The sequence below is a fragment of the Chitinophaga sp. genome (assembly GCF_036569185.1).
Lineage (GTDB): Bacteria > Bacteroidota > Bacteroidia > Chitinophagales > Chitinophagaceae > Chitinophaga.
The window spans coordinates 1-13,611 of record NZ_DATCRD010000100.1 but is presented as its reverse complement, the minus strand read 5'-3'; the positions used below and the strand labels follow the sequence as shown (position 1 = coordinate 13,611).

Sequence of the window (13,611 nt, the reverse complement as noted above, 5' to 3'; positions counted from 1 at the left end):
GGTGTATACGAGCGACAGCAGCACTTTTGCGTTCTCATAATCTTTACGGGCTATCAGCAGGTCGCCCATGCGCTGCCCCGCGTGGATATACAGGTCAAAAAACTGGCGCTGTTCTGCATTGTTTTTTACTTCATTGTAAATAGCATACGCCTCATCGGATTGCTGGTTTAATTCTGCGATGATACCGAGTGTAAGTTTGGCCTGCAGTTCTTTTTTCTCCTGGTGTTGCTGCCGGAAATAAGCCAGCGCTTTTTCAGTATACTGTTTCGCCTGAAGCAGGTTTTTCTGTTCCAGGAACATAATGCCCAGCCGCTCATACACCAGATGTTCCAGTTGTGCATCCTCCACCGTATTCAGCAGTTCATTATATGCAGCAATGGCTTTGTCATATTCATTGCGGGCAGCATATACATTGGCCATGCCCATTTTATTGTCGTTCACGGCGGTTTTGTTACCCAGGGATTCCGCTATCCCGGCGCCCTGCAGATAATAACGTAACGCTTCGTCGTACAGTCCTTCCTCGCTGTAAGCATTGGCCAGTGTAAGATAAAGAGATACCTGGCAGGATTGTTTTTCGGCAGATGAAAGATCGCTTTGGTTAAGACTGCCGATAAGTTGTTGCGCATAAATGATCACAGAGTCTGTAGTGCCATGGGCAGCATGAAAAGCCAGCAAAGGCTGTAAGGCCAGTATTTTCTCTTTAATACCGGTGGCAAGATGCACTTTCCGCAAAAGGGAATCCGGGGTTTTTACAGGCACCTTTCCGTACCCCGTGAAAGCGGTCCCACTTTGAGCCAGGCAGGAACAGGAAACCGCGAGCAGGCAGGCAAAAAGCAGGACCAGCCTGGTCTGGATTAATATGGCAACTTTTATGATCAAGAGAAAACAGGTTTGTTCAGGCAGGAAAGATAATTAAACATAACGTTTTTACCACACTTCCGAAAAAACCGTATTTAAGATGACAGGCTTACAAACAGATTACAAGAATTTTCATGAAGCCTCACCAGTAAAAGCAAAAGCGTGATACATCCTTCCGGATTGTATCACGCTTTTGTGAGCCGTATGCTGCGGGAGCGGTTATATTATTTGCAAAACGTTACCGGGTATCAGAAGAAGAATCTTACTCCTAACTGTACCTGGTAAGGGTCTCCACCCGGATTGGCAATTCCGCTGGTGTTAACGGAATAGTTATACTCACGGGTATCTTTACTGAATGCAGAAGCACGATATAACGCGGTGTTACCAAAGTTATGGCTTGCACCCCATTTCTTATTCAGCATATTGGCAAAGTTGAACACATCTACAGAAAGCTCAAAACCGCTTGTTTTGGAAATCTTGAATGATTTAGCCAGTCTTAGGTCGAAAGTACCATAGAAGCCGTTGATGCCACCGTTTCTTTCTGCAATCTTACCTTCTGATTTCTCCACATATTTCTTAAAACTGCTGCCTGCGCCTGAACTCAAAAGCTTATTTAATGCGTCTCTTACGGCTGCAGACGTTTTAGGATCGTTGGGATTAAATACATAAGCAAGGTCATTGGTACCGCTTACAAAATCCTGGTTGCTGTTTACACCTGACAACAGGCTGTAACGGGTACCGCCTATGCCAGAGAAGCGTACGCCGAATACAAATCCTGCGAAAGAAGGCGATGTACCATAAAATACTACCTTATGACGGAACTGTGCATCAGAGTAACTCATTTTACTCAGGTTACGGGGATCATCTGCTACCGGCAAACCTAAAGTAGCGCTGTTGGCCACGTTACCGTTGTAAGAGGTGTTATCTTTGGAATCGTTCCAGGTATAGCTGGCGGTGATATTACCATCTTTATAATAGCGGTAATTAACGTCGTATACAAAGGTGTAGGTGTTGTTTTTACCCTTGCTGGTTAATTCCAGTACCCTGCCGAATGCGTTGCTCACCCTTCCATCCAGGTAGTTGCCGCTACCGCCGCTGGTGTTCATCTTATCTAAAGGAATATATACTCCCCTGTTAGCTTCGTTAGGAAGCGTGAAATATGGCTTTTCCACCATGTTTCTGTCTATATAGAAGTAGTTATTACGGCCATAGGTCAGGTAAGCGGAAACACCCATTCTCAGGCGGCTGGTAATATACCTTGTATAATTGATATTAGCCTTATAAACAATAGGTATTTTAGCATCAGGACCTGTATAGTTGATGAGCGGCAACTGGTACGATGCAAAAGCAGGAACGGTAGAAAGATCTTTCCTGAACGCAGCGAAGTCCGGAGAAGGGATGCTTACCGAACTGGCGTTCAGGTTAGCGGTCCCGAAATGTTTGCCATCAAATGTCAGGTTGTTGATGAGCATATAGTTATTGATATCGGAACTAAATATACCTGCACCCACTTTGATATAGTCTGTATGTTTTTCCTTTACATCCCATGTGAGCTGCACTCTTGGCTGCGGTACAAAAGACTTGATACTGTTGTTGGTACTTAAGCCCAGCGCATTGTACAGATCCTGGTTGAAGGGAGCTTTAGGATAAGTAGCCATATCGAAGCGCAAACCGGCAGTAAGGCTTATCCCGTTGCCCAGGTCTGTTTGCAACTGGCCATATATACCACCATTGAAAATGCCGGAAGTAACACTTGGATCAGCTACCAGTGGCACTTCACGGTAGAATGCATATGGCGTGTTGTTACGGAAGGCATCCATGCCCCTATATACATATCGGCCGTTTACTTCGCTGCCATACAGCGATTTGGCGTGCGTGTACATCAGGTCGATACCGAATGTATAGTTAATTTTCTCTGTATTATAATACAGGTTATCCGTAAGCTGGAATACGTTGTTGGTAAATCCTTCCTGGGCAAAGCGGTGACCACCGATCTGGATATTGGTAGACTTGGTGGATCCGTCTGACAGTACTGAGGTTACGTTTTCAACAATTGCTCTCGGAAGGGCGCCTGGCAGCTCATCATTTTGCCTGCTGGCCTGCCAGGTATACAAATGCTGTACCTTTAATTCATTGGTAATCCTGGTGCTGATGGTAGATCTCAGTGTCACCAGGAGGCTGTTATCTCTGTTGAAGTCATTACCGGCCGACTCATACAGGTTAATGGCAGTATTATCGATCAGTCCCAGTTTGTTGACGTCATTCGTATAGTTATCTCTGATAGTCAGCAGGTTCTTGTCGTTGATCTGCCAGTCAAGGCGCAGGAAGCCAGCATCCGACTGCCGTGTTTTTCCAAAAGAACCGTACTGCGCATGGCTGGAAACACCATACTTTGACCTGGCAATATCTACAAAAGTATCCAGTACATTCCTGGTAATATTATATACGAGCTGATCGGAATTGGATTGTATATCAGCAATTACCAGGGAACGGTTATCTGTTTGATGATCCCATGCAAAGAAGTAGTGAAGTTTATCCTTGATGATCGGCCCGCCGATAGAGCCCCCGAACTGGTAAGTGGAATAATCGTTGTTTCTTTTGTTACCACGGATATCATAAGGGCTGGATAACCAGTTAGCACGACCAAAGCCGAATACAGAGCCGGACAAGGTATTGGTACCGGATTTGGTAACAGCGCTCACCGTTCCACCGCCGGATCTGCCGAGGGTAACGTCGTACTGGTTGGTAACAACTTTAAACTCACGAACGGCCTCAATGGAAATAGAATAAGGCGCTCCGCTCCTGGAAGTGGTGGGGCCGGCAGAAGTAGGGTTCTTCGCCGTCATACCATCGATCGTATAGTTGGTACCGGATCCCAGCTGGCCGCTGATACTGTTGCCATTACCGGTAAGTGGCGACAACGCTGCCAGGTTAGAGAAGTTTCTTCCATTAACAGGCAACCGGTTGATGTCCGTAGGTGTAATAGTGGTAGCGGCGCCGGCATTTACAATCGCTTTCTTGTTGGATGTAGATACGATGGTAACGGCGTCAAGGTTTGAAACAGACGGCTCCAGGTCAAAGTTCACCTGGAGAATATCCCCCTGGTTAAGGTTATAGTCCTGTTTTTTCTGAGCGCCAAAACCGATAGCCGATACCGTGATGGTGTAAGGACCACCGAGCGGCAATTGCTTAAATGTATAAAGCCCCTTGGTATTTGACTGGGTCCGGTTGGTAAAACCAGTCGATTCATTCCTCACTGTAATGGAGGCCCCGGGAATCATTGTGCCATCCTTTGCTTTGACCTGGCCATTCAGGTCTGCCAGCGTGGATTGTGCAAATACTCCGGAACAGGTAAACATCCCTAAAGTAATTAAAAGAAGACAGAATAGGTTCTTCATCGATTTAGACTTATTTAGATTTAAGCCTGCGAAGTTATAAGCCTGATATTTACGGGGTATTAAGATAAGGTTAACAAAATATTATGTCTGCTTCCTGTTACAGGTCCGAAACCCAGGAAGTCTGTTGTGCAAAACGGATAATGGCTTTTCCCATATGATATTTTGTTACAACTAAAGCAGATCCGGTTAAGCCTTTCCACCGGCCATTGCTGAATTTTGTATCCTCAAACAATTTATTTCAATCAGGCATTTTTATGAAAAAACTAATTCTTATTTTAAGCACTGTCCTTTCTTCGTTCGCTTATGGACAGCAACAGCATGCCCTTACTTTTCTTTTTGTTCCCGGTGCATGGGACGGTGGCTGGGACTATGCAAAAGTGGATTCGATACTCAGTGCGCATGGCCACATTGTTTACCGGCCCACACTTACAGGCCTTGGGGAAAGAGTACATCTCTCCAACCCGGGTATCAATCTTACCACTTACATCAATGATATACTGAACGTGATCAGGTTTGAGAACCTGCATGATATCATCCTTGTAGGTCATAGTTATGGAGGAATGGTTATTTCCGGTGTGGCGGAACAGGCGCCCGACCGGATCAAACAGCTGATCTACCTGGATGCAATGGTACCCAACAACGGGGAAAGCGCAAAAGACGTGTGTGGCGACCTGTGGGAACCCATGACCAGGGGCAACATTAAAGACGGCATGGTGCTGTACCCTTTCGGCGCCACAAAGGCTGTTCCGCCTATGGATGTACCGCAGCCATTGAATACCTTTACTGAGCCGCTGCAACTCGGCAACCCCGTGGCCAGGAAGATCCCGGCGGCATTCCTCCAGATGACAAAAGACGGCAAAGGAAGCCCGGCCCACGATAAAATGGGAATAGACAAAGCAAGGGAAAGGAAATGGAAGATCTACACACTGGAAGGTGGGCACTATTCCATGCGCGAACAACCGGGAAACCTGGTAAAAAAACTGGAAGAGATCGTGCTTCAGTAAAAAAGAATGCAGCAATTGTTGCACAATTATAAATAAATTAGGGTATGGAAAACAGGGTGATCCACCGGGTAAAAACAATCAGTGAATACCATAAGGTAATGGGACTTCCCAAGCCGGAACATCCGCTGATCAGTGTGATCGATTACAACTCCATACAGCTGCCATGCAAGGCTAGCATGGGGTTTATGTTCGATTTTTATTGCATCCTCATCGACAGGAATTTTAGGGGCAATATGAAATATGGACAGCAGCCGGGAGATTTCGAAGAGGGTGTGATATTCTTTATGGCGCCAGGACAGGTATTTGAAGTGGAGCCTGAAGATGCCGCCATCGCAAACCGCTCGGGCTGGGTATTGCTCATCCATCCCGACTTCCTGTGGAACACCACGCTTGCAAAGAAAATCAGGCAATACGATTATTTTAGTTATGCGGTCAATGAAGCGTTGTTCCTTTCAGATAAAGAGGAAAAATCCGTTCTCGGCATCATGGAAAACATCCTGCAGGAATACCGGAATAACATCGATAAATTCAGCGATCCTGTGATCATTGCGCAGCTGGAGCTGCTTCTTACTTATGCCGACAGGTTTTACCAACGGCAGTTCATTACCCGCAAAAAATCGGGCCACTCTATCCTCGACCGCCTGGAAGCCTTGCTGGATAGCTATTTAAAGAGTGAGGCACTACCCGTGGAAGGCATACCAACCGTTAAGGAGGTGGCCTCTTCTTTAAATGTTTCCGCGGGTTACCTGAGCGGATTACTGAAGTCGCTGACCGGGAAGAGCACCCAACACTATCTCCAGGACAGGCTGATTGAACATGCAAAAGCGCAATTATCCACTACACAACAATCAGTAAGTGAAATTGCCTATAGCCTGGGGTTTGAGCACCCGCAGTCGTTCAGCAGGCTGTTCAAGGCAAAAACCAGCCTATCCCCTTTAGCATTCAGGGAAAAGTTCAACTGAAGCCTGTTGCCAATAAAAATCTTTGCTAATTACTGAAGAACCGGTTGGCAAAACGTATGTATTGGTCCCAGTCGTACGGCGTGATGGCGTGTTCGCCTTCCCGGATATGATACCCGATCGCGCCATCGCCCACCGGCTGGTTGATACCCGGCGGAACAGGCGTGCTTAATCCTTTCAATCCATACAATGCGTATACGGGGGTAGCGTACCATCCGGATAAATATTCTCCCAAAGGGTCTGCCCACTGATCCTGCGAAGCGCTGGCTATATATACCGGCCGCGGCGCTATCAATGCTATTAATTCGTGGAAATCTACAGGTAATTCATCTTCTTTATTATTATACTTTTTAAAATTCCCGGAAAACCAGTGAGGGAATGCCTTATTCATAACGGCAATGGTTTCGCCGTATTTCCTTCTCGTAATGGCTGCGCCTCCCTCTCCTGAATTATTGGAAATCACCATGGCAAACCGCCGGTCCTGTGCGCCAGCCCAAAGTGCTGTTTTGCCTAAGCGGGAGTGGCCCATCACTATCACCTTTTTTGAATCAACATCGCTGTCTGTTTCCAGGTAATCGAGCGCCCGGGATAACCCCCATGCCCATACGCCAATGGCGCCCCATTCATCTGCAGCAGGTTCCTTTTGCCCTTTCTTATAAAACAACGGAGCCAGGCCGGCATTCATGCTATTGGCACTGTCGGGCTGAAGATCGCCATAATACACGGTAGCCAGCCCATACCCTGCTGCGATTATCTTTTCAACAGACCAATCGTTGCTTTGTATGCCACGTGAAGCCGCCGTGGCGATATGATTTTTATAGGCGGAATCAGGGGCGTATCTCACCCAGCGTTTTGAAATGAGTATTCCTGTATCGGCATGAACGGTCTGGTTACCTGCAAAGTTCAATCCCAGGAACAGGGGCACAGGTTTGTTCTTTTCATTAGGCAGGTAGAGTAAAATGTCCATGTAATATTTATCGCCCTGCGAAAAATATACCCTCACCTGTTTCCGGGTAGCTGTGCCATTTAATGCATGATGACTAACAGATAGTGATACAAACCTCAATGGCATATGTTTTACCGGCGTTTTGCCCTGCACATTCTTTTCAAATAACGCGGTTATTCCGGGCCGGCGGGTTTTCTCCCAATCTGCCACCGTATTTATTGTTTTACCTGATTGCATACGCAGCACATCCGGCAGATGATAACCGGCCGCTGTGTCATTTGAATGTTGAGCCAAACAGGCGGGAATGATGGCCAGCTGTATAAAAAAGCTGAGTATAACTTTTTGTTTCATGTACTGTAAATTAGATAAATTTAAACAGGCATTCGCATTGAAAAAAGGTTAATTATGCGTAATTCCAAATTAGATAGAAATGAGAGCAGAACTATCCTGTACCGTCATGCGGACTAACTGATTCCGGGGTTATAACCCCTGTTTTTCACCAGGCCCTAAAACAGAAGATCCCCTTTTTCCCGCCGGTTTATTTGGGTTTGTAAACCTAAGGTCTTAAATTAACTGCTGTAAACAGCGATCATTCTTGTTTTAGCCCGGTGATATCCTTATACATTCAGACTACAAAATAGCGCACTTTTTATGGAAAAGATCCTGCTTTCAGCAACTTTTGCACTTGTATTAGCCGCCTTACACGGCTGTAACGGATCCGGAAAAAAAGCGGTTCACCCCCCTTTGGATTCAGTGGAAATGGCCAACAATACCCCGCCCGATTCCCTGCCCGTTCCCGGCGCTACCCCATCCGTCACCAATTTCAGTACTGTAATAGGATGGGACGACGATGCCAAACCCATTGCCCCGCCGGGTTTTGTAGTGACCAAATTTGCGGATGGCCTGAAAAATCCCCGCTGGATCTTTGTAGCGCCCAATGGAGATGTTTTTGTATCGGAAGCCCATGCCATCAAACGGTTTACGCAGGAGCTGATCAACACGGTAAGCGGCAAGGCCAGATCGGAGAATAACAGTATCACCGCCAACCGGATCACCATGTTCCGCGATACCAATAACGACGGGCATCCCGACGAGCGCTATACATTTATGAAAAACCTGAACCAGCCTATGGGGATGCTGGTGCTGAATGATAAGTTTTATGTAGCTAATACCGACGGACTGATGCAATATCCCTACCAGCCGGGAGTAACCAGTATCACGGCAGAAGGAAAAAAAATCCTGCCATTACCTGCCGGTGGATATAATAACCATTGGGCCAGGAACCTGATTGCCAGTGAAGATGGCACCAAGTTGTATGTTTCTGTTGGTTCAGGCACCAATGCAGCCGAGCATGGTATGGAAAATGAAAAGAACAGGGCGGCCATCTTAGAAGTGAACCCCGATGGCAGCAACATGCGGATATACGCAAGCGGATTACGCAACCCGGTGGGTATGGACTGGGCTACGGGCACGCATACACTCTGGACCGTGGTGAATGAACGGGATCAGCTGGGCGACGACCTGGTGCCGGATTATTTCACCAGTGTAAAAGACGGCGGCTTTTATGGCTGGCCATATTCTTATTTCGGTCAACACGAAGATCCCGCTTTCAAAGGCCAGGCAACAGAGCTGGTGAAAACCGCTATAGTGCCGGATGTAGCGCTGATAGCCCATACGGCTTCACTGGGACTTGTTTTTTACAAAGGAAATGCATTTCCCGAAAAATACAGGAACGGCGCCTTTATAGGGCAGCATGGTTCATGGAACCGCACCCATCTGGCAGGTTATAAAGTTATTTACATCCCCTTTAAGGATGGAAAGCCTGCAGGCAAAGCAGAAGATTTCCTGACGGGGTTTATTGCGGATGAAGGTAAGAGCGAGGTGCACGGTCGCCCGGTAGGCGTAGCTGTGGCGAAAGATGGCGCGTTGCTGGTAGCGGATGATGCGGGGAATAGTATCTGGAGGATTAGTGTTGACCGGGGGAAGTAGCTCCCTCTCTTAAAGATCAATCCAATCTCCAGGGTGGGCTCTTCCTGTTATGGCCGGCATGATAAAGGATAAGCAGATTTCCGTCAGGATCCTTTAATCTTGCTTCCCTCCACAGCCAGGGCTGATCAACTGGTAACGATTCAAATACGATACCTTTTTCCTGCAATTTATTGATATCGTCATCAAGCGTTTCTGTCTCGAAATAAAGCCAGATATTGTTGGTCCCTGATTCGTCAGATTCATGAAGGGAAAAAGTGGAGTTACCACCCATGCATTCAAATCTCGCATACCTGGGTAGTGCTTTTACAATTAATTTTAATCCTAACGCCTGATAGAATTCAATTGATCTTTCTATATTCCTCACCGAAACTGTTACCTGGTTCAAATCTAAATTCATGTAGTATTCTTTTTTAAAGTAGCTGAGCATATCAATTTAACACCTCAAATTAATATTTTAAACTGATCTGACGCTCCTTCGCTAACCTCAGCGCCTGCGTAGTAGTATAATACTTAGCCAGCATATTAGGCACTTCCCATGCCGGCATACTCCCTGCGTTTACATACGACAGGTACTTTTCCATAACCCTGGCAAACGAAGCCTCATGTCCCTTTTTATAGGAAGCCGGGATCACTACTTCCCAGGCCTTTCCGTTTGCTTTTAAGGCAATCCCCGGATAAGTGGCGGCAAGCGTTGCGATGCCCTGCTGTATAGCGGCTGTACCGGCAGTTTTTGGCTCAATGTATAATGCACCTTCACGGATCACTATATCCGCCCCGGTGCCCCTGATCAATGAATAATGGGTATCGCCTGTACCTTCAGGGGCCTGGTACTTCCAGCTGACGGCCACCCGGGCATGCACACCTTTGATCTGGTAATCAAACGCTCCATTGGCATACACCTGCAACACACTATCCGCATCCACATCCTTTTGTAAATAATCCGGGAAACGGTCCGCGTTGGTGATCTCGTGGAACTCCGGAAGGGTCATCGCAGTGGGCCATCTCCGGGCGGAATCAACCAGGATGTCTTTCTCGTAACGAATCACCTGGTCCGGGAAACAGGTCCATTGAATAAGGTCTACCAGATGGGTGGTCACATCTACAATCCCCTCTCCCTGCTGTGTTACATCCATGTACCAGGCAGGCCTGATAAGCACTTTGCCCGCCACGTTCTTTTTAAAATGATGTACGCTTTCCTTGATAACGGCAGGCGCCGCAGCGGTTCCTTTTTCCAGTTCCCCGAATACAGCCGGCATTTGCACCAGCTCCCGCTGCAGGATGGAAGTGATCTCATAGCGCTCGGTCATGATATCATATAGCTGCACATGCAGTTGCACCGCTTCTTCAAATGCCGCTTTGAGCGAGTCAAAGCCTGCTGCGTCAATGGCCATGGGTTTATCGCTCAGTACATGCATCCCTGCATGTACACTCCTACGGATATACGTCGATTTCAGACGGTTATTACCGGCAATCACCACGATATTACCCGCAGGCTGCGCCAGCAATTGCTGCAGATAATCCGGCCCGGTGTACACTTCCGGCCGCCAGTGCGTGGGCGAATCCTTCCGTTCATTATAGGCCAGTACTGCTTCCCGGTACCGCTCTACCTCCACTCCTTCCGGTGCAAAAACTTTCAGGGTGCTGTCAATCCCCGGGTACATTTCCTGCTGTACCAGGGAGGCATGAAAATGTCCCGGATCAAGTGCAATAATTTTCACAGTAGTTGTTTTCCTTGCTTCGCAGGCCATCAGCAGCACTGCCAGTGCCAGAAAGATAATACGTTGCTGCATAATATTTGATTCAATTACTTAATTTTTCTCCCGGAACTTCATATAACTGCACCCCGGATTTTAAGGATACCTGTGAAGAAGTCCCAACAGTCCATCTCCTGATGAGATGGCCGTAGAAGGCATAAAAGATCAGGTAGAGATAACAGGGAAATAATACCCAGTAAGCAACACGCACATTATACGCACCTGCGAAATGCCCGTAGAAAAGCGGCAGGATAGCGTTACCACTCAGGCCCATGATCATGATGGAAGCGCCCAGCTTTGTAAAACGTCCAAGCCCTTCCAGCGCCAGCGGCCAGATACCTGCCCATACCAGGGAATTGGCAAGCCCCAGCAACACTACAAACCAGATAGAAACATCGGTGGTATGCCCCAACAGGCTTACCGGCCCTCTTGCGAAAATGATGCAGAGCGTTAACACCGCGCCCAGCAGTGTACAGGAACGCAGTGCATTCACCTGGCTTACAAACCGGGGGATCAGTATAATCCCCATGGAATAACCGAAAATCGTAGCGGCAAGCGTGTAAGAAGGAAAGGTTCTTGCTTCCAGTAAAGGTACATTCATCGTGCTGGCATAAGGAATAATGGTATCCACCGCAATCACCTGGGTACCCACGTGAAGAAAGATGGCCAGCGCGCCCAGGATAAGATGAGGGAACTCAAAGATGCTTTTTTTATCTGCATTCGCGGCGGCCAGCTGCACATTCTCGCTTTCTGTATTGATTTCCGGTAACGGGGAAAAACGCACTACCAGGCCCAGTAAAAAAAGTACCGTGCCTACCACGCTATATGGCAGGATCACCCGGCGGACCAGTTCATCCAGTGCGGCCTCCCGGGCAGCCTGCTCCATGTTGGCCAACTGTGCAAACAACGTGCTGTCGGTTGCCTTGAGGATCACTGCTGCGAATACCAGCGGGGCAATAATACCAGCGCCCTTATTGCAGATGCCCATAATGCTGATCCGTTGCGCGGCGCTCTCTTTCGGGCCCAGGATCGTGATATATGGATTGGCAGCGGTTTGCAATACTGCCAGTCCAAGACCGATCGTGAACAGGCCCAGGAGAAATATCTCGTAAGTCCGCGTCAACGCTGCCGGCACAAAAATAAACGCTCCTGTGGCCATGGCCCAGAAACCAATCATCATCCCCTTCTTGAAACCCACGGCTTTTAGCAGGTAAGACGATGGAACCGACATGATAAAATAAGAAATGTAAAATGCAAAGGTCACCAGGTATTGCTGGAAGTCCGACAGCTCACAGGCTATTTTGAAATAAGGTATCAGTATCGCATTCACCCAGGTAACAAACCCGAAAATGAAAAACAACATACCGATAATAAAAATAGAGATCCGGGTGTCCCGTTTGCTCATGGAGCCCACTTCCACCGCCGCCGGTTTATTGCGCATTCAGCTTTCGTTTAAGAGATTATATCTTAGGTTCCCATCCTGCCTGGTAGTCGCGCTTCCAGAACTTCATGGCGGCTGCATCGTTTTTGATATGACCGTTAGACGGATCAATATGTAATGTATTGCCGGAGCGCAACGCAATGTTACCCAGCTGGCACAGCAAAGTACTTTGGTACCCTCCCAGGATATCCGCATTCAATGCGCTGCCCTTACGGATCGCGTCAAAGAAGTTTTGAATATGCAAGGCATCAAGATCTGCCGCAGGATTTGTCACGTTCCTGGCATCAATAGCTTTCTCGTTCTTTACTTCCTTAACAACATTGTTCTTCAGATCATATATCGTATAGGCGTTACCGTCAATAACAAGCGAACCGGTGTCGCCATAAAAAATTACCCCTGCGGAATTGCCTTCTATGGGGCGGCCATTACAACTGCGGCCTTCCCATAACATGCTGGTGTTGTTCGCAAATTCCAGGGTAATGACCTGTGTATCCGGTGTTTCCCAATCGTCTTTATAACGGTAACGGCCCCCCGAAGAGGTAACGCGGGTAGGGTATTCAACTCCCAGTCCCCAGCGTAGCAGATCTACCATATGCGTACCATTGTTCAGCGCCTCCCCGGTGCCCCAGTTCCAGAACCAATGCCAGTTATAGTGAATGAGATTATCTTTGAACGGCATGCGCGGGGCAGGCCCCTGCCACAGATCATAGTTCAGCCAGCCCGGTACGGCGGTCTGTTTGCCGGTACCAATGGAGGCACGGTTATTAGTGTACCAGCCCTTGCCAAAATAAGCTCGGCCTATAGCCCCTTCCTTTATATCCCTGATGGCCGCGATCACGTTAGGCCAGGAACGGCGCTGGTTACCCATCTGTATAACGGTTTTATATTTCTGCTGCGCCGCTACCAGCAATTCCCCTTCATGCGGATTGTGGGCGCAGGGCTTTTCCAGGTATACATGTTTACCAGCCTTTGCTGCCAGGATGGCTGCGGGCGCATGCCAATGGTCCGGCGCCGCAATTACCAGCGCGTCCATCCCTTTATTCTCCAGCGCTTTCCTGAAATCAGGAACGGCAACGGGCATTTTGTGCTGTACTTCATTCACTTTAGCGATGCACTTCTCCGCAGCACGTGTGTCTACGTCAGAAACAGAGATCACTTCACAATCAGGCTGACGGGCATAGTTGGCGGCCAGCGCCAGTCCACGTGCGTTCACGCCCATCATGCCTACTTTAATACGCTCGTTAGCCCCTATAATACTGGCG

Annotated in this window: 10 protein-coding genes; 3 read left to right on the top strand and 7 right to left on the bottom strand. The window is 47.9% G+C overall.

Features of this window, described 5'->3' with window-relative positions; all coding sequences use genetic code 11:
- Both VIM72_RS07525 and VIM72_RS07520 read right to left on the bottom strand, forming a co-directional pair.
- Window positions 1-879 (bottom strand): hypothetical protein (locus VIM72_RS07525; protein ID WP_332002221.1); only part of this gene is annotated, 879 nt, incomplete at its 3' end.
- A gap of 227 nt (window positions 880-1,106) precedes the next feature.
- A complete protein-coding gene (locus tag VIM72_RS07520) occupies window positions 1,107-4,217 on the bottom strand; it encodes a TonB-dependent receptor (RefSeq protein WP_332002220.1) in 3,111 nt (1,036 codons plus the stop codon).
- 293 nt (window positions 4,218-4,510) lie between these two features.
- Between VIM72_RS07520 and VIM72_RS07515 the strand changes: the two genes are divergently transcribed.
- Both VIM72_RS07515 and VIM72_RS07510 read left to right on the top strand, forming a co-directional pair.
- Entirely contained in the window at window positions 4,511-5,260 is a 750-nt protein-coding gene (locus VIM72_RS07515; protein WP_332002219.1) for an alpha/beta hydrolase, read from the top strand.
- A 44-nt stretch (window positions 5,261-5,304) separates the two neighbouring features.
- Complete coding sequence (locus VIM72_RS07510; protein WP_332002218.1) at window positions 5,305-6,222, top strand: helix-turn-helix transcriptional regulator; 918 nt, start codon at window positions 5,305-5,307, stop codon at window positions 6,220-6,222.
- Between the two features lie 25 nt (window positions 6,223-6,247).
- Here the strand turns inward: VIM72_RS07510 and VIM72_RS07505 are convergent, their stop codons facing one another.
- Window positions 6,248-7,516, bottom strand: a complete 1,269-nt coding sequence (locus VIM72_RS07505) for a hypothetical protein (protein WP_332002217.1) — start codon at window positions 7,514-7,516, stop codon at window positions 6,248-6,250.
- A 402-nt stretch (window positions 7,517-7,918) separates the two neighbouring features.
- On the opposite strand from VIM72_RS07505, the gene VIM72_RS07500 reads away from it, so the two are divergent.
- Window positions 7,919-9,154 (top strand): sorbosone dehydrogenase family protein, encoded by a 1,236-nt coding sequence (locus VIM72_RS07500; RefSeq protein WP_332002222.1) that lies wholly within the window; start codon window positions 7,919-7,921, stop codon window positions 9,152-9,154.
- A gap of 16 nt (window positions 9,155-9,170) precedes the next feature.
- Here the strand turns inward: VIM72_RS07500 and VIM72_RS07495 are convergent, their stop codons facing one another.
- From VIM72_RS07495 to VIM72_RS07480, 4 genes are all read right to left on the bottom strand, one after another.
- Window positions 9,171-9,581, bottom strand: a complete 411-nt coding sequence (locus VIM72_RS07495) for a VOC family protein (RefSeq protein WP_332002216.1) — start codon at window positions 9,579-9,581, stop codon at window positions 9,171-9,173.
- A gap of 19 nt (window positions 9,582-9,600) precedes the next feature.
- Window positions 9,601-10,944: a putative oxidoreductase C-terminal domain-containing protein gene (locus VIM72_RS07490; protein ID WP_332002215.1), complete on the bottom strand. Its 1,344-nt coding sequence runs from the start codon at window positions 10,942-10,944 to the stop codon at window positions 9,601-9,603.
- 10 nt (window positions 10,945-10,954) lie between these two features.
- Entirely contained in the window at window positions 10,955-12,349 is a 1,395-nt protein-coding gene (locus VIM72_RS07485) for a sugar MFS transporter (protein ID WP_332002214.1), read from the bottom strand.
- Between the two features lie 19 nt (window positions 12,350-12,368).
- Window positions 12,369-13,611: Gfo/Idh/MocA family oxidoreductase (locus VIM72_RS07480; protein WP_332002213.1), on the bottom strand; the 1,243-nt coding region annotated here is incomplete at its 5' end.

What these genes read in the sequence shown, in the direction of transcription:
- VIM72_RS07520 (WP_332002220.1), bottom strand. Translation starts at nt 4,217, where the DNA reads ATGTTTACCTGTTCCGGAGTATTTGCACAATCCACGCTGGCAGACCTG.
- VIM72_RS07515 (WP_332002219.1), top strand. Translation starts at nt 4,511, where the DNA reads ATGAAAAAACTAATTCTTATTTTAAGCACTGTCCTTTCTTCGTTCGCT.
- VIM72_RS07510 (WP_332002218.1), top strand. Translation starts at nt 5,305, where the DNA reads ATGGAAAACAGGGTGATCCACCGGGTAAAAACAATCAGTGAATACCAT.
- VIM72_RS07505 (WP_332002217.1), bottom strand. Translation starts at nt 7,516, where the DNA reads ATGAAACAAAAAGTTATACTCAGCTTTTTTATACAGCTGGCCATCATT.
- VIM72_RS07495 (WP_332002216.1), bottom strand. Translation starts at nt 9,581, where the DNA reads ATGCTCAGCTACTTTAAAAAAGAATACTACATGAATTTAGATTTGAAC.
- VIM72_RS07490 (WP_332002215.1), bottom strand. Translation starts at nt 10,944, where the DNA reads ATGCAGCAACGTATTATCTTTCTGGCACTGGCAGTGCTGCTGATGGCC.
- VIM72_RS07485 (WP_332002214.1), bottom strand. Translation starts at nt 12,349, where the DNA reads ATGCGCAATAAACCGGCGGCGGTGGAAGTGGGCTCCATGAGCAAACGG.